Origin of the sequence: Streptomyces sp. NPDC048018, assembly GCF_043202995.1 — a bacterium.
Classification (GTDB): domain Bacteria; phylum Actinomycetota; class Actinomycetes; order Streptomycetales; family Streptomycetaceae; genus Streptomyces.
Map to the genome: position 1 here is coordinate 472,663 of NZ_JBIDBK010000002.1, position 21,365 is coordinate 494,027.

Annotated in this window: 16 protein-coding genes; 6 read left to right on the forward strand and 10 right to left on the reverse strand. The window is 71.6% G+C overall.

Going from position 1 to position 21,365, the window contains the following annotated elements:
• The first annotated feature begins 25 nt into the window (after nt 1-25).
• Both ACGF1Z_RS07985 and ACGF1Z_RS07990 read left to right on the forward strand, forming a co-directional pair.
• Entirely contained in the window at nt 26-910 is an 885-nt protein-coding gene (locus ACGF1Z_RS07985) for a metal-dependent hydrolase (RefSeq protein ID WP_393001164.1), read from the forward strand.
• Complete coding sequence (locus ACGF1Z_RS07990; protein WP_393002427.1) at nt 907-1,974, forward strand: PDR/VanB family oxidoreductase; 1,068 nt, start codon at nt 907-909, stop codon at nt 1,972-1,974. Before ACGF1Z_RS07985 ends, ACGF1Z_RS07990 begins: the two co-directional genes overlap by 4 nt.
• A 3-nt stretch (nt 1,975-1,977) precedes the next feature.
• Here the strand turns inward: ACGF1Z_RS07990 and ACGF1Z_RS07995 are convergent, their stop codons facing one another.
• Nucleotides 1,978-2,328, reverse strand: a complete 351-nt coding sequence (locus ACGF1Z_RS07995) for a hypothetical protein (RefSeq protein ID WP_393001166.1) — start codon at nt 2,326-2,328, stop codon at nt 1,978-1,980.
• A 38-nt stretch (nt 2,329-2,366) separates the two neighbouring features.
• Here ACGF1Z_RS07995 and ACGF1Z_RS08000 point away from each other — a divergent pair, with 38 nt between their 5' ends.
• The gene (locus ACGF1Z_RS08000; protein WP_393001168.1) at nt 2,367-3,080 is read left to right on the forward strand and encodes a TetR/AcrR family transcriptional regulator; all 714 of its coding nucleotides are present in this window, start codon (nt 2,367-2,369) and stop codon (nt 3,078-3,080) included.
• Here ACGF1Z_RS08000 and ACGF1Z_RS08005 read toward each other — a convergent pair.
• The 8 genes from ACGF1Z_RS08005 to ACGF1Z_RS08040 all read right to left on the reverse strand — a co-directional run bounded on the left by ACGF1Z_RS08005 (nt 3,065) and on the right by ACGF1Z_RS08040 (nt 16,762).
• Entirely contained in the window at nt 3,065-3,397 is a 333-nt protein-coding gene (locus tag ACGF1Z_RS08005; RefSeq protein ID WP_393001170.1) for a 5-carboxymethyl-2-hydroxymuconate Delta-isomerase, read from the reverse strand. The genes ACGF1Z_RS08000 and ACGF1Z_RS08005 overlap by 16 nt on opposite strands.
• 128 nt (nt 3,398-3,525) lie before the next feature.
• Nucleotides 3,526-8,889 (reverse strand): pullulanase-type alpha-1,6-glucosidase, encoded by a 5,364-nt coding sequence (gene pulA, locus ACGF1Z_RS08010; RefSeq protein ID WP_393001172.1) that lies wholly within the window; start codon nt 8,887-8,889, stop codon nt 3,526-3,528.
• 68 nt (nt 8,890-8,957) lie between these two features.
• A complete protein-coding gene (locus ACGF1Z_RS08015; protein WP_393001174.1) occupies nt 8,958-10,658 on the reverse strand; it encodes a carbohydrate-binding module family 20 domain-containing protein in 1,701 nt (566 codons plus the stop codon).
• Nucleotides 10,659-10,781: 123 nt separating this feature from the next.
• Nucleotides 10,782-11,849, reverse strand: coding sequence for a LacI family DNA-binding transcriptional regulator (locus ACGF1Z_RS08020; protein WP_393001176.1), 1,068 nt, complete (start codon nt 11,847-11,849; stop codon nt 10,782-10,784).
• A complete protein-coding gene (locus tag ACGF1Z_RS08025; protein ID WP_393001179.1) occupies nt 11,837-13,516 on the reverse strand; it encodes an alpha-amylase family glycosyl hydrolase in 1,680 nt (559 codons plus the stop codon). Before ACGF1Z_RS08025 ends, ACGF1Z_RS08020 begins: the two co-directional genes overlap by 13 nt.
• A gap of 63 nt (nt 13,517-13,579) precedes the next feature.
• Entirely contained in the window at nt 13,580-14,431 is an 852-nt protein-coding gene (locus tag ACGF1Z_RS08030) for a sugar ABC transporter permease (RefSeq protein WP_393001181.1), read from the reverse strand.
• Nucleotides 14,428-15,453: a carbohydrate ABC transporter permease gene (locus ACGF1Z_RS08035; protein ID WP_393001183.1), complete on the reverse strand. Its 1,026-nt coding sequence runs from the start codon at nt 15,451-15,453 to the stop codon at nt 14,428-14,430. The genes ACGF1Z_RS08030 and ACGF1Z_RS08035 overlap by 4 nt, the downstream gene beginning before the upstream one ends.
• A 31-nt stretch (nt 15,454-15,484) precedes the next feature.
• Nucleotides 15,485-16,762 (reverse strand): extracellular solute-binding protein, encoded by a 1,278-nt coding sequence (locus ACGF1Z_RS08040; RefSeq protein ID WP_393001185.1) that lies wholly within the window; start codon nt 16,760-16,762, stop codon nt 15,485-15,487.
• A 301-nt stretch (nt 16,763-17,063) separates the two neighbouring features.
• On the opposite strand from ACGF1Z_RS08040, the gene ACGF1Z_RS08045 reads away from it, so the two are divergent.
• The 3 genes from ACGF1Z_RS08045 (at nt 17,064) to ACGF1Z_RS08055 (ending at nt 19,663) form a co-directional block, all read left to right on the forward strand.
• A complete protein-coding gene (locus tag ACGF1Z_RS08045) occupies nt 17,064-18,107 on the forward strand; it encodes a LacI family DNA-binding transcriptional regulator (protein ID WP_393001187.1) in 1,044 nt (347 codons plus the stop codon).
• 75 nt (nt 18,108-18,182) lie between these two features.
• Complete coding sequence (locus ACGF1Z_RS08050) at nt 18,183-19,103, forward strand: phosphatase PAP2 family protein (protein ID WP_393001189.1); 921 nt, start codon at nt 18,183-18,185, stop codon at nt 19,101-19,103.
• Nucleotides 19,104-19,459: 356 nt separating this feature from the next.
• Nucleotides 19,460-19,663: a hypothetical protein gene (locus ACGF1Z_RS08055; protein WP_393001191.1), complete on the forward strand. Its 204-nt coding sequence runs from the start codon at nt 19,460-19,462 to the stop codon at nt 19,661-19,663.
• A gap of 258 nt (nt 19,664-19,921) precedes the next feature.
• On the opposite strand, the gene ACGF1Z_RS08060 is transcribed toward ACGF1Z_RS08055, so the two are convergent.
• Nucleotides 19,922-21,316, reverse strand: coding sequence for a choice-of-anchor A family protein (locus ACGF1Z_RS08060; RefSeq protein ID WP_393001193.1), 1,395 nt, complete (start codon nt 21,314-21,316; stop codon nt 19,922-19,924).
• Nucleotides 21,317-21,365: the final 49 nt, after the last annotated feature.

Here is a 21,365-nt window from a genome sequence, read left to right on the forward strand (position 1 = left end):
GCTTACCGCTCAGTACATTGACGCCATGTCTAATACGCAGCCTGCACCGGTGGCGTCGGAACACATCGAGCTCAAGGCTCGCAAGGTGTCCTTCGACTGGGAGGACACCCCGCTCCACTGGGTGCCCGACGACCCGTTCACCACCCACACCATCAACGTGCTGCACCTGCTGCTCCCGGCCGGCGAACGCTGGTTCGTGCACGTGTACAGGCAGGTGCTGCCCTACATCACCGACGACCGGCTGCGCGCGGACGTCATCGGCTTCATCGGCCAGGAGGCCGTCCACTCCCAGGCGCACGACGACGTGCTGCCGCACCTCAGGCGCCTGGGACTCGACCCGACGCCGTACACCGCCCAGGTCGACTGGTTCTTCGAGAAGCTGCTCGGGGACCGGACGCTGCCGCCGGGACGGGCCCGGCGGTGGTGGCTGATGGAACGGGTCGCGCTGATCGCCGCCATCGAGCACTACACCGCCTTCCTCGGCAACTGGGTGCTCAACGCCGAGGAGCTGGACCGGGTCGGCGCCGATCCCGTCATGCTGGACCTGCTCCGCTGGCACGGCGCCGAGGAGGTCGAGCACCGCTCGGTCGCCTTCGAGCTGTTCCTGCACCTCGACGGCAGCTACCGGCGGCGCGCCCGGACCTGGGCGACGGCCTTCTCCGCGCTGGTGTTCCTGTGGCAGCGCGGGGTGCGGTTCTTCATGGAGAACGACCCCACGCTCCTCGGCGCCAAGCCGTCCGTCGGCCAGTTCGTCCGCAAGGGCCGCGCCGGCGTCCTGCCGTCGACACCGGACATGCTGCGCTCCATCCCCCGCTATCTGAGCCGGAGTTACCACCCCTCCCAGGAGGGCGACACCGCCCAGGCGGTGGCCTACCTGGCCGGCTCGCCCGGCGCCAACGGAGGTCGCTGACCGTGCCACGCATCCGTACCGTCGCCCTCGTCGCCGGCGGCGCCCTGCTCGTCAAGCGGGCACTCCGGCGCCGGATCACCACCTCCCCGCTGTGGCCGCTGCCCGCCCTGGAGGAGCCGGTCTCCGGGCGCGGCCAGCAGGCCACCGTCACCCGGCGGGTGCGCGTCACCGAACGCACCGCACCCGCCGACGGCGTCGTCCAGCTCCGCCTCGAAGGCACCGGACTGCCGGCCTGGCAGCCCGGCGCGCACATCGACCTCGTGCTGCCCTCCGGCGCCGTCCGTCAGTACTCGCTGTGCGGCGACCCGGCCGACCGCGCCGCCTACACGGTGGCCACCCGCCTCATCGAGGCCGGACAGGGCGGCCGGGGCGGGTCGGCCGAGGTCCACGAGCGGCTGCACGCCGGCACCGAGATCGAGATCCGCGGACCGCGCAACCGCTTCCCGCTGGCGCCCGCGTCCTCGTACGTCTTCGTCGCGGGCGGCATCGGGATCACCCCGGTCCTGTCGATGGTGCGCGCCGCGGAGGCGGCCGGGGCGGACTGGCGGCTGCTCTACTGCGGACGCAGCCGGGCCTCGATGCCCTATCTCGACGAGGTCACCGCCCTCGGCGGGGAGCGGACCACGGTCGTCGCCGAGGACGAGGACGGCCGTCCCGACCTCGCGTTCCTCGCCTCGGTCGGCGCCGCCACGGAGGTCTACTGCTGCGGCCCCGAAGGGCTCATGACGGCGGTGGGCGCCGCCCTGCCCGAGGGCCGGACGCCGCGCCTGGAGCGCTTCTCCGCCGCACCGCCCGGGGGCGGCGAGGCCTTCGACCTCGAACTCCGGCGTACCGGGCGGACGTTGCGGGTCGCTCCCGGGCGGTCGGTGCTGTCCGTGGTCCGCGAGGCCGTGCCGGACCTGCTGTACTCCTGCGAGCAGGGGTTCTGCGGGACCTGCCGGCAGACGGTCCTGGAGGGCGAGGTCGACCACCGCGACGAGCTGCTCACCGACGCCGAGCGGGCCGGGTCCATGCTGATCTGCGTCTCGCGGTGCGCCGGGGAACGGCTCGTCCTCGACCTCTAGCCGCTACGGGAGGACCAGCCAGTCCAGGGCGAACGCGGTGGCCAGGCCCCCCACCAGGAGCCAGGTGGCGAGCCGCGTGCGCCCGTTGCGGGAGAGCTCGATCACGACCCCGCAGAGGATCATGGCGAGCCCGTAGACGCCGACGACCAGGACCGAGGTGTGACTGGCCAGCCTGGCCACCAGCACGGCGCCGGTCACGACGAGCAGGACCGATCCGGCCACCACCCGCAGCAGCCGCGCCTGGCGCGGGGTCAGGCCGGCCGGCTCCTCCGCCGCGTCGGGCCGGTCCGTCGCGTCGGGCCCGTCCGCCAGGTCCGCGGTGTCCTGCTCGGGGGCCTGCTCAGAAGCACTCATGTGCCGGGAGCGTATAGGACTCCCGTTAGGCTGTTCGCATGACGACCGGGGTACGCCGCAGGATGGGCGTCGAGGAGCGCAAGCAGCAACTGATCGGGGTGGCCCTTGAGCTGTTCAGCCACCGCTCCCCCGACGAGGTCTCCATCGACGAGATCGCGGCCGCCGCGGGCATCTCGCGGCCGCTCGTCTACCACTACTTCCCCGGCAAGCAGTCCCTGTACGAGGCCGCGCTGCGCCGCGCCGCCGACGACCTGGCGGCCCGCTTCCTCGAGCCGCCGCAGGGGCCGCTCGGGGCGCGTCTGCTGCGGGTGATGCGCCGGTTCTTCGACTTCGTGGACGACCACGGACCGGGCTTCGCCGCGCTGATGCGGGGCGGCCCGGCGGTGGGCTCGTCGACCACCAACGCGATGATCGACGAGGTGCGGCAGGCCGCGTACGAGCAGATCCTGGCCCATCTGGAGGTCGAGAGCCCCTCGGCGCGGCTCGAACTGGTCGTCCGCTCCTGGGTGTCGCTCGCCGAGACGACCGCGCTGCTGTGGCTGGACGGGCGCCGGGTGCCGCGCGCGGAGCTGGAGCTGCAGCTCGTGCACGACTTCGCGGCGCTCGCGGCGGTGAGCGCGGCCTACGACACCGAGATGGCACAGATCCTGATCCCGGTCCTCGCCGACGAGCCGGCCGACGGGCCGTTCGGTGAACTGGTGGGCCGGCTCGTGGCGCTGGTGCCGGAGATCCCCGGTCAGCGCTTGGCGTAGGAGGGGTCGAGGTCGCGCACCTCGGCGGTGAGGGTGACGCCCTCGGTGTCCTTGAGGTGGTCCGGCAGCAGCGCGAGGACCGCCGCGGCGAGCCGGGCCTTGGCCTCGGCGCTGCGGCCCGGCAGCAGGGCGATGTCGACGTGGACGAGCGCGGTCTCCTCCGCCCCGTCGCCGACCACGGTCTCCTCGATCTCGCGGAAGCTGGTGACGCAGCCGGCGAGGCGGGCGTCGACCGTCTCGACGACGACCGGGTGCAGCGCGCGGGCGAAGCCGCGCCGGTCGAGGGGCGCGGAGTAGTCGACGGTGATGTGCGGCATGGGAGTCGCTCCTGGTGATGCGGATGTCAGGGCACAGCTTGACCGGACGCCCGCCCCCCGCACAAGGGACCGTCCTTCCCCCGGACGTCGTCCGGGGGAAGGACGGTCCCTCGCCGTGTCCCGTGCGGTCAGCGCGCCGTGAAGACGGCCACCGTGCGGGCCGGGACCGTGAAGGTGCCCGTGCTCTGCTCGTACGCGGCGGCCCTGACCACCGCGTCGGCGCCGTTCGCCTGGACCGGGTGCAGGCGGTAGCCCGTGCCGGCCAGGGCGCCGACGGTCTGCCGCTGGGCCCGCGGGGTGGCGTTGAGGACGACGACCAGGTCGCCCAGGCGCATGGTGATCACGCCGGGGGTCTCGTCGCGGCCCGAGAGCGGGAAGGACAGCGCGTCCTGGACCCGGGCGGCCGTGTCGAGGGAGAAGACGCGCTCACCGCTGCGGATCCTCAGCAGGTCGCGGTAGGCGGCGGAGGCGCCGTCGATCTCGGCGCAGCCGGGGGCCACGGCCGGGTCGGCGAGCAGCGGCTTCGCGTGGACCCACTTGGACCTGTTGTCGGCGGCCGGCGGCAGGCCCCGCCCGAAGCCGTTGCCGTCGCGGCAGTCCCAGTGGATCGCGTTGAACCAGTCGCCGCTGTCGAACGAGTTGCGGTCGAGGGACTTGGAGCGGAGCAGGTCCGAGCCGGCCTGGGAGAGCGCCGGTCCCTGCGAGAGGGTGGCCGTGGCCATCGCGAGGACCTGCATACGGGCCCGGTCGGCCGCCGGGGTGCCGGCCGGCAGCTTGAAGGCGAGGGCGTCGTAGAGGCTCTCGTTGTCGTGGGCGTCGGCGTAGGCGAGGGCGTCGCCGGGGGCGGCGGCGTAGCCGGCCGGGGCGCCGTTGTAGTCGACCTCGGAGCCCTTGACCGTGCGCCCGGAGGTGTCGGTGAAGGTGTAGGAGGCCAGGTTGCCGGAGAGCCCGACCTTGATCAGGTCCTGGTAGTGGAGCAGCCGGGCCTTCTGCTGTTCGGGGGTGCCGTTGGCGGCCGAGGCGTTGGGGTCGGTGTAGAGGCCGGAGGCGAAGCCCTGGACCCCGGGGTCCTCGTCGAAGGGGCCGCCGCCGCGGACGGCGTCGCGGGCCCGGTCGGAGAAGGTCGCGATGCCGGTGCCGGCCATGTTCTTCTGGGTGGCCTGGACGAAGCGGGCGTCGTCGGCGACCTCGCCGAAGTTCCAGCCCTCGCCGTAGAGGACGATCGCCTTGCCGTCGACGCCGTCCTTCTCGACGGTCAGTGCGTCCAGCGCCTTGCGGACGGCGAGGATGTTCGCCTTCGGGTGGTGGCCCATGAGGTCGAAGCGGAAGCCGTCGACCTTGTACTCCCTGGCCCAGGTGACGACGGAGTCGACGACGAGCTTGCCCATCATGGCGTTCTCGGGCGCGGTGTTGGCGCAGCAGGTGGAGGTGGCGACGGAGCCGTCGGCCTGGAGACGCTGGTAGTAGCCGGGCACGATGCGGTCGAGGACGGACTTGTCGGACTGTCCGGCGGCGACGGTGTGGTTGTAGACGACGTCCATGACGGTGCGCAGGCCGTCGCCGTTGAGGGCCTGGACCATCCGCCGGAACTCGACGGTGCGGCGGGTGCCTTCGGGGTCGGTGGCGTACGAGCCCTCGGGCACCGTGTAGTGCAGCGGGTCGTAGCCCCAGTTGTAGGCGTCCTTGGCCGCGGCGGCGGTGACGCAGGCCTGCTGCTCCTCGGAGTCGGGGGCGTAGACCTTCAGGTCGCAGGCGGGCGCGGTCTGCTCGGACCTCTTCTCGGGGATGGTGCCGATGTCGAAGGCCGGCAGCAGGTGGACGTAGGAGGTGCCGGCGGCGGCGAGGGCCTTGAGGTGCCGGGAGCCCTGGCTGTCGCCGTCGGTGAAGGCGAGGTAGGTGCCCCGGTGGCCGGCCTTCGCGGTGGGGTCGGCGACGGAGAAGTCGCGGATGTGGAGTTCCTGGATCTGCGCGTCGCGCAGGGGCACCGCGGCGGGCTTCCTCAGGGTCTTCCAGCCGGCCGGCGCGAGCGCCGGGTCGGCGAGGTCGACGACGAGGCTGCGCGCGGAGTCGGTGGTGAGGGCGGTGGAGTAGGGGTCGGTGACCCGGTTCTCGACGGTCCTGCCGACGCTGGGCGCCCACACCTTCACGACGTACCGGTACGGCTTGCCCGCCCAGCCCCGGGTGCCGGTGACGGACCAGACGCCGGAGGCGTCGTCGCGGCGCATGGGCACGGTCCTGCCGTCGAGTTCGAGGGCGACGGACCGCGCGGTCGGGGCCCAGAGCGACAGGGTGGGACGCCCGGCCCGGAAGACCGGGCCGAGGGCGGCGCCGGTGGCCTTCGCCGCGTAGAGGTCGTCGAGGACGCCGGCGGTCTGGACGCCGGTGGCGGTCAGGACGGCGCCGTTCGCCGCGTACTGGGCGGCGACGAGCTGGCCCCGGAGGGCCGCCCGGACCCGGTCGCGGTCCCGCGGGTCGACGGTGAAGGCGCCGTACGCCTTCAGGTGCGGGAAGGCGGCCTTCTGGGCGTCGGTGAGCCGGGTCGGGTTGAGGCGGAGCACGGTGCGGTCGCCGGTGAGGGCGCCGTCCTTCACCGCGATGGCGCCGTCCCGCGAGGCGAGGAGCACGCTGGAGGCGGCGGCGTCGCTGCCGTTCCAGGCGAGGGTGTCCGCGTCGATCCAGACGGCCTGCGCCTTGGTGAGGTCGAGGGCCGCGCCGCTGCCCTTGGGCTGCGGCAGCAGGTACTTCTCCTGTCCGCCGAGCAGCCAGACCTCGTGGCCGGCGGCCTTGAGGTCGAGGGACTGGTCGGTGGGCAGGTCCTTCTCGTCGCCCTTGTGCAGGATGTAGCTGAGCGAGGTCGCGCCGGCCGCGAGGGGGACCTCGAAGACGGCCCCGTACGCGTCGGTGCGGACGGGCTGCAGCGGCCTGCTCCAGTCGGTGGGGTTCGCGGCGCCGGTCCAGGTGTGCAGGCCCCAGCCCGTGAGGTCGCCGTCGGCGCGCTTGTAGTGCAGGACGGCCTTGGTGGTGTCCTGGGGCGGGTAGGCGCCGTCGGGGGCGGAGGTGTGGACCTCGGGGCGGCCCTGCTCGATCCAGACCTCGCCGGTCTTCGAGAGGTCGATGCTGCGGTCGGCGTCGGTGTCCTTCACGCCGTCCTTGTTCACGGCGATGAAGCCGACCGAGGAGGCGCCGGGCTTGAGCCGCACGTAGGCGAAGGCCCCGTAGGCGTCGCGCCCGGTGAAGGGCTTGCCGGCGGGCCAGCCGGTGCCCTCGCCGTCGGCGATGTCGCCCCAGGTGTACAGGCCCCAGTCGGCGTAGTCGCCGTCGGTCCGCCGGTAGTGGACGACCGCGTAGTCGCGCTGGGTGGCGGTCGGCGGCTGCTCGACGGCCGGGGCTCCGCTGGTGGTCGCGGCGGTCGCGCTCGCGGTGCGGCCCGCGCTGTCGACGACGACGGCCTTGTAGCGCAGGGCGGTGCCGGCGGGCGCGGTGACCTTCTGGGTGACCTTGTAGGGGGCGTGGTCGGCGGAGCCGAGGACCTGCCAGGGCCCGTTGCCGGTCTGGGCGGCGAAGACGACGCGGTTCAGGCCGCCGCCGGTGACGTCGGCGCCGAGTTCGACGGTGCCGGTGGCGCCGGCGGCCGGGGGCGTGAGGGTGAGCCGCGGCGCGGTGGCGGGGGCCGGGAGCGGCCGGTCGGCCCTGAGGACGAGGGCGGACAGGGCCGGGACGGTCACGGTGACCTTGCCGTCCTTCGCGGCGACGGTGCCCGTGCCGCCGTACAGGACCCGGAAGGCGGCCGAGTCGGCGGGCACGGAGACGGTCTGCGGGACGGCGGCGCTGTTGGCGGCGACGAGGTACTCGGTGCGCTGCCGGGCGTCCGTGCGGGAGAAGGCGTAGACGGAGCCCTGGGAGTAACGCTCCTGCTGGATGCCGTCGCGCAGCGCCGGGTGCTTCCGGGTGAGCGCCGAGAGCTCGGTGATCTGCCGGTAGAGCGGGTGGGTGGTGTCGTAGGCGTCGCTCGCGTGGGTGCGGTCGGTGCCGAGCTGGTCGTCGTCGAGGTAGTCGGCGGTCCGGGAGGCGAACAGGCTCTGCCGGGCGTCCTTGTCGCCGCCGGCGCCGGTGAAGCCCTGCTCGTCGCCGTAGTAGACGACGGGGTTGCCGCGGCTGAGGAACATCAGCTCGTTGGCGAGGCGGTAGCGCTGGAGGAGCTCGGCCTCGCCGGCCCGGGGATTGTCCTGCTTGAGGAAGGTGCCGAAGCGGCCCATGTCGTGGTTGCCGAGGAAGGGGACCGACTCGTAGGCGTTGGCCTTGTCGGTGGTGTAGCGGTAGTCCTGCGCGAAGAGGTTCGCCAGCTTGTCCGCGGGGCCGCTCTGGGAGGCGAAGCTGCGGGCGGCGTCCTGGAAGGGGAAGTCGAGCGTCGCGTCGAGGCGTCCGTCGGTGACGTACGGGGCGGTGACCGCGGGGTCGGCGGAGTAGACCTCGCCGAACATGAAGAAGTCCTTGCGGCCCCGCTTGGCGGCGTACTCGTCGAGGGCGGTGGCCCACTGGGTCCAGAACTCGGTGTTGACGTGCTTGACGGTGTCGATGCGGAAGCCGTCGATGTCGAAGTCGCGCACCCAGCGCTGGTAGATCCGCTCCATGCCCTGGACGACCTCGGGACGCTCGGTCCACAGGTCGTCCAGACCGGCGAAGTCGCCGTGGGTGGAGGACTCGCCGGCGAAGGTGGAGTCGCCCCGGTTGTGGTACATCGTCGGGTCGTTGAGCCAGGCGGGGACCTTGGCGTCCTTCTCGTCCGCGGCGACGACGGGGGTGCGCGGGAAGGAGTCCCGGTCGACGGCGGGGAAGCGCCGGGTGCCGTCGGCGTAGTCGGCGTCGTCGAAGGGCACGCCGTCCTTGGTCAGGTAGGGGAAGGCGCCCTTGGCGAGGTAGCCGTAGGACTTCTCCTCGTAGTCCACGACGTCGGCGGTGTGGTTGGTGATGACGTCGAAGAAGACCTTCATGCCCTTGGCGTGGGCGGCGGCGATGAGCCGCTTGAGGTCGTCGTTGGTGCCGAAGTGCGGGTCGACCTGGGTGAAGTCGGTGATCCAGTAGCCGTGGTAGCCGGCGCTGGCGTTCTTGCCCTCGCCCTGGACGGGCCGGTTCTTGAAGATGGGCGCCATCCAGATGGCGGTGGTGCCGAGGCCCTTGATGTAGTCGAGGCGCTCGGTGAGGCCCTTGAGGTCGCCGCCCTGGTAGAAGCCCTTGTCGCCCGGGTCGAAGCCGGTCGCCGTACGGCTGCCGGTGAGGCCGCCGCGGTCGTTGGAGGCGTCGCCGTTGGCGAAGCGGTCGGGCAGCACGAAGTAGAACTGCTCGCGGGTCAGGTCGTGGCGGGCCGGGGTGGCGGCGAGGGCCCGGTCGGAGGGCGGGGCCGGGGGCCGCGGCGTGGCCGTGGCGGGGATGGCGGGCACGAGGGCGGCGCACAGCGCGGCGGCCAGGACGACCGCCGTTCTCTTGCGTGTCACGGGGGTGCTCCCAGGAGGACGGGAAGGGGGGCCGCCCCGGCCGGGGCGGCCCTGGGACGCGGCGGACGTCAGTTGCGGAAGGTGTCGTTCACGGTGACCTGGCCCGAGGCGGGGACGGTCGCGGTGCGGTTGGCACCCGATTCCCAGGTCACGTTTCCGGCCTGGTCCTTGCGGACGTACTTGTACTCGAAGGCCGTTCCGGCGGGCAGCGTCACGGCGAGCTTCCACACCGGGTACGCGGCGGAGTCGAGCTTGAGGGCGGCGGCCGGGGACCAGTTGCCGAGTTCGGGGCGGTTGCCGGTGACGTAGATGTTCTGGCCCGTCACCGTGGTGGCGTTGACGTTGAAGGAGACGCCGGCGGTGACCGGCTGGGCGGCGCAGGTGCGGGCGCCGGCGTGCAGCGCCAGGGCGGTGTCGGCGCCGAGGGTGGCCGTGAACTGGCCGGCGGAGTTCACCGTCACGGCGTTGCCGCTCTGCACGTCGCAGTAGGTGCCGCCGGGCAGGGAGGTCTGGAAGGTGCGGGTGAGGGCCGAGGTCTCGTGGTTGATCACCACGTAGGCCTTGGTGCCGCGGCCGAACGCGATCGCGTTGTTGCCGTTGTCCCACCAGTCGGTGACGGCCTGTCCGCGGGCGGTGTTGCGGAAGGCGACCATGGAGGAGATCTCGCGCCAGGCGTGCTGGCACTTCCAGCCGTTGCTGTAGCAGGCGTTCACCTGGTGCCCGTTGGGGGCGCCGGCGTCCTTGTCGGTCCACTCGTAGCCGGAGTGGACGTCCGGGGAGCCGTAGGGCCAGGCCAGCATGAAGACGGAGGCCAGCGTGTACGAGGCGCCGGCCTTGTAGTTGAGGGTGTCGCCGCCGCGCTCGGTGTCGTGGTTGTCGACGAAGACGGCGGACTGGCCGCTCGGCATGTAGCCCCAGGCCTCGCCGAAGTTCTTCAGGTACGAGAGCTTCTCGTTCTGCAGGACCCGCTTGAGGTCACGGGCGTAGCGGAACTCCTGGACGTCGCCGGTGCCGAGGTACTCGCTCGGGGAGACGGCCTCGCCGGCGCCGTGGATGGCCTCCTGCTTCCAGTAGGCGGAAGGATTCGTCAGCCGGGACTTGATGTTGGCCAGGTCGGCGGCCGGCATGTGCTTGGCGGCGTCGATGCGGAAGCCGTCCACGCCCAGTGACAGCAGGTCGTTGAGGTAGGCGGCGATCCGGCCGCGCACGTACTCCTCGCCGGTGTCGAGGTCGGCGAGGTTGACGAGCTCGCAGTTCTGGACGTTCGCCTTGTCCTGGTAGTTGGAGATGGCGGCCCGGCAGTCGTCCATGTCGGAGCCGGAGTAGACGCCGGGGTAGTTGTACTTGCTGTAGGTGGATCCCCCGGTGCCGGTGTAGGTGGCGTTGGGGTCCGACGGACCGGCCATGTGGTTGACGACCGAGTCGGCGACGACCTTGACCCCTGCCGCGTGGCAGGTGTCGATCATGCTCTTGAAGGCGGTGCGGTCGCCGAGCGGTCCGGCGATCCGGTAGCTGACGGGCTGGTACGCGGTCCACCACGGGGATCCCTGGATGCGCTCCTGGGGCGGCGAGACCTGGACGTAGCCGTAGCCGGCGGGGCCGAGCTGATCGGTGCAGGCCTTGGCCACCGAGGCGAAGTTCCATTCGAACATCACCGCGGTGACGTCCTTCTCCCCCGGGGGCGAGGCCTGCGCGGTGGGGGTGCCCGTGACGGCCACGGCGGCTCCTGCCACAAGGGCGAGCGCAGCGGCCACGGTCTTTCTTGCCATCTCTCCTCCTGTACGACGTCCCTGTCGCAAGAAGTTGCCGAAAATGACAGCAACTGTTTTCAGCCGCGACCGTAGGGGCGCACAGGCGTGCGGTCAACCCTTCGCACAGCCCAATGGAAGGGATTACGCAAGGAGTTGCGGCGGCTGCGCAGTGGAACCGCGTACGACCAGCTCGGGCTGGAAGACGAACTCCGTGCGCTGGACCGGGTTTCCCTCGATCTCCTCCAGGAGCGCGCCGACCGCCGCCGTCGCCATGGCCTGCACCGGCTGGCGCACGGTGGTCAGCGGCGGGTCGGTGAACGCGATCAGCGGGGAGTCGTCGAAGCCGACCACGGACACGTCGCGGGGCACGTCGAGCCCCCTGGCGCGGGCCGCCCTGACCACCCCGAGGGCCATCAGGTCGGAACCGCACACGATGCCGGTGCAGCCCTCGGCGAGCAGCAGGTCGGCGGCGGCGTGGCCGCCCTCCACGCCGAACAGGGTGGGCCGCACGAGGCGTTCGGCCTCGGCCCGCTCCACCCCCAGCTGTTCGCGCAGTTCGGCGCAGAAGCCCTCCGCCTTGCGGCGCGAGGGCACGTAGCGGGTCGGCCCGATGGCGAGACCGATCCGTTCGTGCCCGAGGTCGACCAGGTGCCGTACGGCCATCCGGGCCGCCGCGCGGTCGTCGGGCGAGACGAAGTTGGCGTCGATGTGTTCGTTGAAGCCGTTGATGAGGACGAACGGCACCCCGCGCGCGGCGAGGCGGGTGTAGCGGGCCGGGTCGGCGCCGGCGTCCGCGTGCAGGCCGGACAGGAAGACGATGCCGGCCACCCCGCGCTCCACGAGCTGCTCGACGAGCTCGTCCTCGGTCGCGCCCCCCGGCATCTGTGTGCACAGCACCGGGGTGTAGCCGTGCCCGGCCAGGACCTGCTCGATGATCTGGGCGAACGCCGGGAAGATGGGGTTCGTCAGCTCGGGCACGACCAGACCGATGAGGCCCGCGCTGCGCCGTTTGAGGCGTACCGGACGCTCGTAGCCGAGCACGTCGAGCGCGGCCAGCACCTTGTGCCGGGTCGCGCCGGCCACCCCCGCCTTGCCGTTGAGGACCCGGCTGACGGTGGCCTCGCTCACCCCCGACTGGGCGGCGATGTCCGCGAGCCGCGGGGCGCCCCCTCCGGCGCCCCGCGGCAGGGGGATCGTCACACCGCCCACCAGGCGGTGGTGTCGGCGGGCAGCTCGGCGGTGCCCTCGCCGTCGGTGACGATCCGGATCTCCTCGTTGGAGAGAAGGAACCGGCCAGGCAGCGGGACGGTGATGGCCCGGCCGGTGGTGTTGGCGGTGCAGACGAAGCCGTCGCGGCGGAAGACCAGCACGCCCTCGGGGGCGTCCTGCCACTCCACGGACTCGCCCGCACCGAGCCCCGGCTGCGCGCGGCGCACGGCGAGCGCGCTGCGGTACAGCTCCAGGGTGGAGGTGGGGTCACCGGTCTGCGCCTCGACGCTCAGTCCGCCCCAGGAGGCGGGCTGCGGCAGCCAGGAGCCGCCGGTGCCGAAGCCGTACGAGGAACCCCCGGTGGTCCAGGGCAGCGGCACGCGGCAGCCGTCGCGGAAGCCGTCCTGGCCGGTGGCCCGCCAGAAGGACGGGTCCTGGCGGACCTCGTCGGGCAGGTCGGTGACGTCGGGCAGGCCGAGCTCCTCGCCCTGGTAGACGTAGGCGGAGCCGGGCAGCGCCAGCATCAGCAGGCTCGCGGCGCGGGCCCGGCGCAGCCCGAGGGCGCGGTCGCCGGGGGTGCGCAGCTGGGTGCCGAGGCCCGCCGGATTGGCGAACCGGGTGGCGTGCCGGGTGACGTCGTGGTTGGAGAGCACCCAGGTGGTGGGGGCGCCGACCGGGCGCATCGCGGCGAGCGAGGCGTCGATGACGCCGCGCAGCTCGGTCGCGTCCCAGTGGGTGCCCAGGTACTGGAAGTTGAAGGCCTGGTGCATCTCGTCGGGGCGCACGTAGTTGGCGGTGCGCTCGACGGTGGGGGTCCAGGCCTCGGCGACGAGCACGCGCTCGCCGTCGTACTCGGACAGCACCGTGCGCCAGGAGCGGTAGATCTCGTGGACGCCGTCCTGGTCGAAGAAGGGCATGACGTCGTTGCCGAGCAGCTTCAGCTGGTCGTGGCTGCCGATGTCGGGCAGGCCGGCGGCCTTGACCAGGCCGTGGGCGACGTCGACGCGGAAGCCGTCGACGCCCATGTCGAGCCAGAAGCGCAGGATCGAGCGGAACTCGTCGCGGACGGCGGGGTGTTCCCAGTTGAAGTCGGGCTGCTCGGGCGCGAAGAGGTGCAGGTACCAGTCGCCGGGCGTGCCGTCCGGGTTCTCCGTACGGGTCCAGGCGGGGCCGCCGAAGATGGACTCCCAGTCGTTGGGCGGGAGTTCGCCGTCGGTGCCCTGGCCGGGGCGGAAGTGGTAGCGCTCGCGCAGCGGGGAGCCGGGGCCCTCGCGCAGCGCGCGCTGGAACCACTCGTGCTGGTCCGAGGAGTGGTTGGGCACCAGGTCGACGATGATCCGCAGGCCCAGGTCGTGGGCCTCGCGGATGACGGCGTCGGCGTCGTGGAGCGTGCCGAACATCGGGTCGATGGCCCGGTAGTCGGCGACGTCGTAGCCCGCGTCGGCCTGCGGGGAGGCGTAGAAGGGGGAGAGCCAGACGGCGTCGACGCCGAGTTCCTTGAGGTACGGCAGCCGGCTGCGGATGCCCACCAGGTCGCCCATGCCGTCGCCGTTGCCGTCGGCGAAGCTGCGGGGGTAGACCTGGTAGATCACCGCGTCTCTCCACCAGTCCGACTGCGTGCCGGTGGCGGGTACGGCGTCGGCGGGGGCGGCGAGGTGCTGGGTCATGTCTTCCTTGCTTGTAAGGAGTGTGCGGACACGGAGTGCGCGGACACGGCGGCTCTTCCGAGCTCAGCCCTTGACGGCGCCGGCGGACATACCGGTCACCAGGTGGCGCTGGGCGAAGAGGAACACCAGCGCGGCGGGGATGGCGATGAGCACGGAGGCCGCGGTCATCGGGCCCCACTGGGCGCCGTACTGGTTGACGAACTTCTGCAGTCCGCCGGCGAGGGTCAGGTTCTCGTCGCCGACCATGAAGGCGGAGGCGTAGGCGACCTCGCTCCAGGCGGTGATGAACGAGTAGAAGGCGGTCACCGCGATGCCCGGCTTGGCGAGCGGCAGGATCAGCCGCCAGAAGGTGCCGAACGGGGTGAGGCCGTCGACCTGGCCCGACTCGTCGATCTCGCGCGGGATGGTGTCGAAGAAGCCCTTCATCATCCAGGCGCAGAACGGGACGGCGATCGTCAGGTAGGTGACGACCAGGCCGGTCGGGCTGTTGAGCAGGCCCATCGACGCCATGATGTTGTAGATCGGCACGATGAGGACGGCGACCGGGAACATCTGGGTGATCAGCAGGGTCCACATGAGACCGCGCTTGCCGGGGAAGCGGAAGCGGCTGACCGCGTAGCCGGTGGTGGAGGAGACGAAGACGCCGAGCACGGTGGTGAGGGCGGCGATGAGCAGCGAGTTGCCGAACCAGGTGAGGAACGGGGTGTCGTTCAGCAGGTTCGTGTAGTTCTCGAGCGTCGGCTCCTTGACGAAGTCCGTGGTGGTCGCGAACTTCGCCGGCTTGAGCGAGGTCAGCAGCACCCAGAGCACCGGGAAGACGGCGATCACGGAGGCGACGACCAGGGTCGCGTGCAGCCCGACGGAGGCGAGCGGCGAACGGCGGCCGCGGCGGGGGGTGTGGACGGCGGTGGTCACCAGACTTCTCCCTGCTTGCGGAGGACCCGCCGGTAGACCGCGGCGAAGACCATCAGGAGGATCAGGATCAGCACGCCCCAGGTGGAGGACTGCGCGTAGTCGCGGGGGCTGATCTCGAAGGAGAACTTGTAGGCCTGGGTCACCAGGATCTGGGTGGCCTCGCCGGGACCGCCCCGGGTCAGCAGGAAGATCACCGGGAACATGTTGAAGGTCCAGATGGTGCTCAGCAGGATCACCGTGGTGCTGACGGACCGCAGTCCGGGCAGGGTGATGTGCCGGAAGCGCTGCCAGGCGCCGGCGCCGTCCATCTCGGCGGCCTCGTAGAGCTCGCCGGGGATGGACTGCAGACCGCCGAGCAGGGCGACCATCATGAACGGCACACCGAGCCACACGTTCACGGCGATGACCGAGAACTTGGCCCAGGTGGGGTCGTTGAGCCACGGCACGGCGTCGATGCCGCCGCCCGCGAGCAGCTGGTTGAGGATGCCGCGGCGCTCGTCGTAGAGGAAGCGCCAGGCGAAGACGGAGACGAAGCCGGGGACGGCCCAGGGCAGGACCAGCAGCATCCGGTAGACGGAACGTGCGGCCATCTTCCGGTTGAGGATGTTGGCGAGCGCGAGGCCGAGGACGAAGGTCACCGAGACACAGGAGACCGTCCACACCAGGGTCCAGCCGAGCGTGCCGAGGAACTGGCCGCCGGTGAGCGCGTCGGTGTAGTTCCGCAGGCCCGTGAACTCGTAGGTCGCGGGAATGTGGTTGACGCCGATGGAACGCTCGACGTTGCGTTCGTTGGCGTCGGTGAGCGACAGCCAGATGCCGCGGACCAGCGGGTATCCGATGATCACGCCGATCACGAGCACGACCGGGGCGACCATCGCCCAGGCGTACCAGTGGGTGGAGAGCGAACGCCGCACGGCGCCCTGGCCCCCGCCCTTGTGCTTGCCAGTTCCGCGGCTCCGGCCGCGGGCGACGTCGTCGCCCGCGGCCTTCGCCACCGACTGGCTGCTGGTGTCCACAGCCATCAGCCGGTCTGCCTTCCTTCCCGCTTCCTTGTTACTTCCAGTCCTTCAGGAGCTTGCGGTAGGAGTCGCCCGCCGTCTTCGCTCCCTGCTCCGGGGTGGCCTGGTTGGTGAGGACCTTGGTGTACTCGGTGACGAGCGGGGCGAAGAGGCTGCCGCCCTCCGGGATCCAGGGGCGCTCGACGGCCTTGTCGACGACCGGCTTGAAGAAGGTGATCATCTCGTTGGTCGCCACCTCCGTCTTGCCGTAGGCCGAGCTGCGCGTCGGGAGCAGGCTGAGCTCCTTGGCGACCTGGGCCTGGACCTCGGTCGAGCTCATGTACTCGACGAAGGCGTAGGAGGCGTCCAGGTTCTTGGAGCCGGCGTAGACGGCGAGGTTGTGGCCGCCCTGCGGGGCGCCCTGGCCGGCCGAGCCGGCCGGGACCGGGGCGATGCCCAGGTTCGCCTTGTCGGCGAACTCCTTGCCCGTGTAGGTGTCGGCGACGGCCCACGGGCCGTTGATCATCATCGCGACCTTGCCGTCCTTGAAGGCGGCCTGCATGTTGTCCCAGCCGTTGGTCGCGTCGGTGATCGCGGCCTTGGAGTCGACCAGGTCCTTGACGGTCTTGAAGGCCTTGACGCCGGCCGGGTTGTCGATCGTGACGGTCTTGGTGTCGGCGTTGACCATGTCGCCGCCCTCGCCGTACAGGAAGGACAGGAACCAGTAGGCGTCGTCACCGCGCAGGTACAGGCCGGTCTTGCCGGTCTTCTGCTTGATCTTGGTGGCGACGGACTTCAGCTCGTCGATGTTCTTGGGGACCTCGACGCCGGCGTCCTTGAAGATCTTCTTGTTGTAGAAGATGCCCATGGAGTCGATGACCTGGGGCACGGCGTAGGTCTTGCCGTTGTACTTCGTCGAGGCGGCGGCCTGCTTGAGGAAGTCTTCCTTGTCCTTCAGGGCGGCGGTGCCGTCCAGCGGGGCGAGGTAGCCGAGGTTCGCGAAGTCCGGGGTCCAGGCGACCTCGGAGCGGATCACGTCGGGGGCGCCGGCGCCGGACTGGGCGGCGTTCTTGAACTTGTTCTGGGCGTCACCGAAAGGCACGTTGACGTACTTGATCGTGACCTTGGGGTGCTTCTTGGTGAAGTCCTCGGCGATCTTCTTGAAGACCTTGTCCTCGGAACCGACCGTGGAGGTGTCCCACCAGGTGACGGTGCCGGAGAGCTCGCCCGAGCCCTTCGCTCCGCCGTCGGTGGATCCGTTGTCGCTTCCGCACGCCGCCAGGGTCACGCCCAGGGCCGCGACCAGCGCGGTGGCCGCTATGCCACGCCGCATGTGAACTCCTTCAGGTGGTCCCGGATGACGAGGGGCTGGAACCTTCCTCTGCGACCGCTCCCTCGCGGCGCGCCGGGTTGCCAGGAACGTAACAGGGATGAAAACGAGCCGAAAGAGCTTGCGTGAAATTTCTGCAAGACCCGGGGATCGTTACATCCACGTGTCCCTAAGGTTGCCGACGAGCCGCTTGACACCTCCGGGGACACATCTCCTCTTGCAAGAACTTGCGCAAGGTGGCCGACAACGGCCGGAACCCGCGTTCGGTGGGCAATCCGACGCACGACCGGTACAGTCCACTCCCATGACCGCGCGGCTCGCCGACATCGCAGCCCAGGCGGGGGTCAGTGAAGCCACAGTCAGCCGCGTGCTCAACGGCAAGCCCGGTGTGGCCGCGGCCACCCGTGAATCCGTGCTCGCCGCACTCGACGTGCTCGGCTACGAGCGCCCGGTACGGCTGCGCCAGCGGAGCGCCGGACTCGTCGGACTCATAACCCCCGAACTGGACAACCCGATCTTCCCCGCGCTCGCGCAGGTCATCGGGCAGGCCCTCACCCGTCAGGGATACACCCCGGTGCTCGCCACCCAGACCCCCGGCGGGTCCACGGAGGACGAGCTCACCGACATGCTGGTGGAGCGCGGGGTCTCCGGCATCATCTTCGTCTCCGGGCTGCACGCCGACACCACGGCCGACACCACCCGCTACGACCAGCTGCGCGGCAAGGGCGTCCCGTACGTCCTCATCAACGGCTTCTCCCCCAAGGTGCAGGCCCCCTTCGTCTCCCCCGACGACCGGGCCGCGATGGTGCTGGCCGTGACGCACCTGGCGGCGCTCGGGCACACCCGGATCGGGCTGGCCGTCGGGCCGAAGCGCTTCGTGCCGGTGCTGCGCAAGATCGAGGGTTTCCGCAAGGGCATGCAGCAGCGGCTCGGGCTCACCCCCGAGGAGGCCGAGGAGCTGATCCAGCACTCCCTCTACACCCTGGAGGGCGGCCAGGCCGCCGCGTCCGCGCTCATCACCAAGGGGTGCACGGCGATCGTGTGCGCGAGCGACATGATGGCGCTCGGCGCGATCCGGGCGGCCCGGCAGCAGGGGCTCGACGTGCCCAAGGACGTGTCGGTGGTCGGCTTCGACGACTCCCCGCTCATAGCGTTCACCGATCCGCCGCTGACCACCATCCGGCAGCCGGTGCAGGCCATGGGGCAGGCGGCGGTGCGGGCGCTCCTGGAGGAGGTCGGCGGCACGCCGGCCCCGCACAGCGAGTTCGTCTTCATGCCCGAGCTGGTGGTTCGCGGTTCGACGGCCTCCGCTCCCGCGCCCTCGGTCGCGGTTCCCTCTCCTTCCTGAGACTGAGAGGGTGCGCCTCATACCCGACCGAGGGATGATCGGTCGAGGGAACGGGATCTGGCAGACTCTCCTCCTATGGGTGAAACGACCGTGAAGACCTCGGAAAGTCGGACGACCCCGTCGTCACCCACCGTTGGCGGCGGCAGGTTCACGCGCGCGCTGCGCGTCCGCACCCCGCGCCGGCCCCGGATCTGGTTCGAGATCCTGCTCATCGCGGTGAGCTACTGGCTGTACTCGCTCATCCGCAACGCGGTGCCCGAGCAGAAGGCCAAGGCGCTGGAGAACGCCGACTGGATCTGGGAGTTCGAGCACTCCCTCGGCCTGGCCTTCGAGCATTCCGTCAACCACGCCGTGAACTCGGTGACGTGGCTGATCGTGTCGATGAACTACTACTACGCCACCCTGCACTTCGTCGTGACGATCAGTGTGCTCGTGTGGCTCTACCGTACGCAGCCGGGTCGTTACGCGGCGTTCCGCACGGTCCTCTTCGCCACGACCGCGGTGGCACTGGTCGGCTACTACCTGTATCCGCTGGCTCCGCCCCGCCTCATGAACGGGCAGCAGTTCATCGACACCGTGCTCGTGCACCACACCTGGGGCTCGATGGCCTCCGGCAACCTCAAGCACATGTCGAACCAGTACGCGGCGATGCCGTCGATGCACATCGGCTGGTCGCTGTGGTGCGGTGTGACGATCTTCCTGCTGGCCAGGGCGCCCTGGGCCCGGATCCTCGGACTGCTCTACCCGACGGCCACGCTCGTCGTCATCGTGGCCACCGCCAACCACTTCTGGATGGACGCGGTCGGCGGCGTGATCTGCCTGGCCTTCGGCTTCCTGGCCTCGTACTTCTGGTACGGCTCCCGCCCGCACCGGCTCCCCCGCCTCGTGGAGCCCGCCGCGTCGCTCCCGCAGGGCACGACGCGGGGCGGTCCGTCCCCGGAGGCGGGGACGGACCCGGAGTCCGCCGAGCAGGAGAAGGTCGGCTCCGGAAGGTGACCCGACCGCGGCACACGGTGGACCGGACGGGGTCGATCCGGTAACCGGGTTCGGGGGCCGGGGCCGCGGGTCTTGGAGGTGCGCGTTCTCGGCGGTGCCGTCCTGGGCGGCCGTCCTGGGCGAGGGCGGGCCCGCCGGTCCGCCACGGGCGCCCGGCCCGCCCCTGGCGTCGTACCGGCCCGTCGGACGCGAAGGTGCCCCTGCCGTACGTGAAGGCCGCCCCGCCTCTTCGACGGGGCTTCCCGGGCGTTCGCCGACGTGCTGCCGGCCGTCATCGCCCTGGAGAACCCCTGAGACGATGAACCCGACCGCCGCCGGGACGCACTCGGCGTGCATCCGCGAAGGGGGACCCCCACATGACCATCCTCGTTCTCTCCGGCATCCTCGTGCTCGCCGTCGCCGGCTGTGTCTGCGTGGTCTGGGCGGCCCGCGGCGGCCCGCGCTGGACCCGTGGTGTCGCCAGGGCGACGCTGGCGGCGGGCGAGCTGGCCCGCAGGTCCGGCACGGGCGGAAGGCGCAGGAGCGGCGACGACACCGCCGCGATGGGCGGCGACTCCTAGCCAGGGCCCTCGGGACGGGGCCCTCGGGACCGGCCCGGCCCCGGAAGGCCCTGGGCAGATGCGCCCTGACCGGATCTGCCCGGGGACGGGGCTACCCGGGGCCGGGGCTGCTTCGCGGACACGACCTGGACGGTCCGCCGCAGGGGATCCGGTGCTCCGCCGGGGAATCCGGCACCTCCTCGGGCCCCCGGCGGCCGTGCCGCCGGGGGCCCGAGAGGACGGGGGCCCAGGTCTCGTCGGCCGGGCCGGACCAGGGTGTCAGCGCCGGACCCGCCGCCGACGCGGGACCAGCAGGAACACTCCGCCGGGCACGCCCAGCGCGGCCGCCGCGAGCAGGTACGGCGCGGTCTGTCCGCCCGTCGTCGCGAGCGAGCCGTCGCGCTTGCCGCCGGCCGGAGGCGTCGTCGACGGCACGGGCGTCGGCTCGGACGGCGAGGGCGTGGCGGTGGACGCGACGGGCGTCGGCGCGGGCTCGGCCGGCTGCGCCGGAGTCGCGCCCCCGCCGCCCGGGCGGGACGGCGACGGGGCCGGCCGGGAGGGCTCCGGCTGCGGGGCGCCGCCGCCCGGTCCCTCCGGCGTGGGCTCGCACCCGAAGACCGAGGAGCCCACCCACGGGTAGTTGTGGCTCTCGTTGCCCGCGCCGTGGGTGCGGATGTCCCCTCCCGCGTAGAGCCGGCCGTTGGTGCTGGCGGTCAGATCGGCGTCCGCCTCGGGCGCGAGGATCAAGCCCATGAAGTTTCCACCGCCGCCGAGCCTGATCGAGGCGGACTCCTCGAAGTTGTAGAGAATCCGCGAGGCCGCCTCACCGAAGCGCGGGGAGTCGTACGTGTCCACGCGGTCGCCGTTGATACCGACGGACAGGGGCGAGATGCCGACGGCCTGGCCGCCCTTCACGTTGATCACGACGGCGGCCCCTTCGGGGAGGGACCGGAAGAGGAAGGTCGAGGCGCCGTCGATGTCCCCGGCCGAGATCTCGAAGACCTGCGGAGCGGCCGCTCCCCTGCCCTCGAAGGTCACGGTGCCGCCGGAGCGGACGCTGGTCCCGGTCGGACGGAGGGCGGCGAGGGACGCCGACTCGCGGCGGACCGTGCCGCCGAACGCGGCGTAGGGCCCCAGGGCCTCGCGCGCACCCGTGCCGGAGGAGAGGGACCCTCCGTTCGTCGTCAGCGAGCCCTTCTCGTCGATCTTCCCGCCCACCCGGACGGAGCCTCCGTAGCGCGGGCCCGCGGTGAGTCCGTGCCCCACGTCGACCGTCGTCCCCTTGGCGATCCCCAGGTCGCCGCCGACCGCGAGCATCAGCTCGCCCGACGCCGGCAGGATGCCCGAACCGGCGCCGACCCGGCCGACGTTGAAGACTCCCCCGGCCGTCTTCGCGAAGGTGGCGTGGCCGCCCACGACGAGCAGGCCCTCCGCCTCGGCGGTCCCGCCGTCGGCGGTGTAGTCGCCGCCCGCGTACAGGGCCACGCCGGCGTCGGTGAACAGGGGGACGTGGCCGATCCCGGGTTCCTTCCCGGGAGTCGGGCACCCGGCGGACCGCTCCCCCGCGGGCGCGAGAGGTGCGGCGAGGGCGGTGCACGGGACCGAGAGGGCGAGGGCGAGGGCCGCGGCGACGCCCACTCGCGTGCGCGGGCCCACGGTGACTGTCTTGGACATGACGGTCTTGGACATGACTGTGCCGATCTCTGATGAGGGTGTGGTGAGG